This window comes from Pseudomonas sp. P5_A2_2, from assembly GCF_054177685.1.
Genome location: NZ_JBGCUL010000649.1, coordinates 1 through 2,576, shown reverse-complemented (window position 1 = coordinate 2,576; position 2,576 = coordinate 1). Strand labels below are relative to the sequence as shown.

Here is a 2,576-nt window from a genome sequence, read left to right as displayed (position 1 = left end):
AGGTCACCATGGCCTTCTTCGAATCGAGCATCCCTTCGTCCATGTTGATGTCGATCACCTGGGCGCCGGCCTCGACTTGCTGCAGGGCGACTTCCAGGGCTTCGGTGTAGTTGTCCTCGCGGATCAGGCGGGCGAACTTGGCGGAACCGGTGATGTTGGTCCGCTCGCCGACGTTGACGAACAGCGAACTGCGATCGATGGTGAACGGCTCAAGGCCCGAGAGGCGGCACGCCTTGGGAATGTCCGGAATCTCGCGCGGCGCATAACCGGCCACGGCCTTGGCGATGGCTTCGATGTGGCCCGGCGTGGTGCCGCAGCAACCGCCGACGATGTTGAGGAAGCCGCTCTGGGCGAATTCTTCGATGACCTTGGCGGTTTCCGATGGCAGTTCGTCGTACTCGCCGAATTCGTTCGGCAGGCCGGCGTTCGGGTGCGCGGAAACGTGGGTGTTGGCCTTGTTCGACAGCTCTTCGAGGTACGGGCGCAGTTCGCGGGCGCCGAGGGCGCAGTTCAGGCCGACGGAAATCGGCTTGGCGTGGGCCACGGAGTTCCAGAAGGCTTCAGTGGTCTGGCCGGACAGCGTGCGGCCCGAGGCGTCAGTGATGGTGCCGGAAATCATGATCGGCAGTTCGACGCCCAGTTCTTCGAACACGCCCTGGACGGCGAAGATCGCGGCCTTGGCGTTCAGTGTGTCGAAAATGGTTTCGATCAGGATCAGGTCGGCGCCGCCTTCGATCAGGCCTTTGGTGGATTCGGTGTAGTTCTCCACCAGCTCATCGAAGGTCACGTTGCGGTAGCCGGGGTTGTTCACATCCGGGGACAACGAGCAGGTGCGACTTGTAGGGCCGAGCACGCCGGCGACGAATCGCGGCTTGTCCGGAGTTTCCAGGGTCTTGGCGTCGGCGACCTTGCGCGCCAGGCGAGCGCCTTCTACGTTTAACTCGTAGGCAAGGCCTTGCATGCCATAGTCAGCCAGGGAGATCTGGGTGGCGTTGAAGGTGTTGGTTTCCAGAATGTCGGCGCCAGCGTCCAGGTAGGCTTTTTCAATGCCGCCAATCACGTCCGGGCGAGTCAGTACCAGCAGATCGTTGTTGCCTTTGACATCGCTTGGCCAGTCAGCGAAGCGTTTGCCACGGTAATCCTGCTCTTCGAGCTTGTAGCTCTGGATCATCGTGCCCATACCGCCATCGAGAATCAGGATGCGCTCTTTGAGGGCGTGCTTGAGAGCTTGAAGGCGAACGCTGCGATCGGACATTTGGACTACTCGGTAAGACCATGACGAAGGGCAGGGATGATAGCAAACCTGTGCGCTTTTAGAGCATGACTCGGTTTTGCATGAATATCGTTCATGTTGGCAAGGGTGACAGACCGGTAGAATCGCGGCGTTTTTTCAGGATTCAGGACCAGGGACATGTCGTATCGCTTCGTCATCGGCACATTGCTGTTGTTTTTAAGCTGGGGCGCTGTGGCGCAAAGTCCGGCGATTTCTTCCGTCATTTCATACAGCCGCGACATTCAACCGATCTTCACTGAAAAGTGCGTGGCCTGCCACGCCTGCAACGACGCCGCCTGTCAGCTCAATCTGGGCAGCGGCGAGGGCGCGGCACGTGGCGCGACGAAAGTCCCGGTCTACGACGGGGACCGCCGGCAGGCTGTTGCGCCGACCCGACTATTCTATGACGCCTCCGGCAAACAGGCCTGGCAGCAAAAGGGCTTCTATTCGGTGCTCGATGCCCAGGGCAGCCAGGCCGCATTGATGGCGCGGATGCTGGAACTGGGCCACAAAACCCCATTGCAGCCCAACGCCAGGCTGCCGGAAGACATCGTCCTGGGCCTGAACCGGGAAAACATGTGCGCCATGCCCGGGGAGTTCGACGGCTACGCCGCCAGGCATCCGAAGGAGGGTATGCCGCTGGCAGTGACCGGCCTGACCGACCAGCAGTACCAGACGCTGCAACGCTGGCTGGCGGCAGGGGCGCCCATCGACCGGCAGGGCCTGGTCCCGAGCGCCAAAGAAGCCCAGGAAGTGATCCAATGGGAAAGCCTGCTCAACTCCCCGGGCGCCCGGGAAAGCCTGGTGGGGCGATGGCTGTACGAGCACTGGTTCCTCGCCCATCTCTACTTCAAGGATGGCGAGTCCGGGCATTACTTCCAGTGGGTGCGTTCGCGCACCCCGACCGGCCAGCCGATTGACCTGATCAACACCCGTCGCCCGAACGATGATCCGGGCACGCAGTTCTACTATCGCTTGTGGCCGGTGCAGGGCGTGATCGTGCACAAGACCCACATCACCTATGCGTTGAGTGCGGCGAAGCTGGCGCGGGTCAAGAGCCTGTTCTACAGCGGCAACTGGCAGGTCGACGCATTGCCGGGCTACGGGCCGCAGAGCCGGGCCAACCCGTTTGCCACCTTCGAAGCGATTCCGGCCCAGGCGCGCTATCAGTTCATGCTCGATAACGCCGAGTACTTCGTGCGCACCTTTATCCGTGGGCCGGTGTGTCGCGGTCAGATCGCCACGGACGTGATCCGCGATAATTTCTGGGCGTTTTTCCAGGCGCCCGAGCACGACCTGTATG

2 protein-coding genes are annotated in these 2,576 nt (G+C 61.5%); one reads left to right on the top strand and one right to left on the bottom strand.

Annotated features, from left to right (window positions below; translation table 11 throughout):
* Positions 1-1,255, bottom strand: a 1,255-nt coding sequence (locus ACXRVY_RS23665; RefSeq protein ID WP_458238390.1) for a homocysteine S-methyltransferase family protein, incomplete at its 3' end; no start/stop codon positions are given.
* Positions 1,256-1,411: 156 nt separating this feature from the next.
* Here ACXRVY_RS23665 and ACXRVY_RS23660 point away from each other — a divergent pair.
* Positions 1,412-2,576 (top strand): fatty acid cis/trans isomerase (locus ACXRVY_RS23660; RefSeq protein ID WP_458238389.1); only part of this gene is annotated, 1,165 nt, incomplete at its 3' end.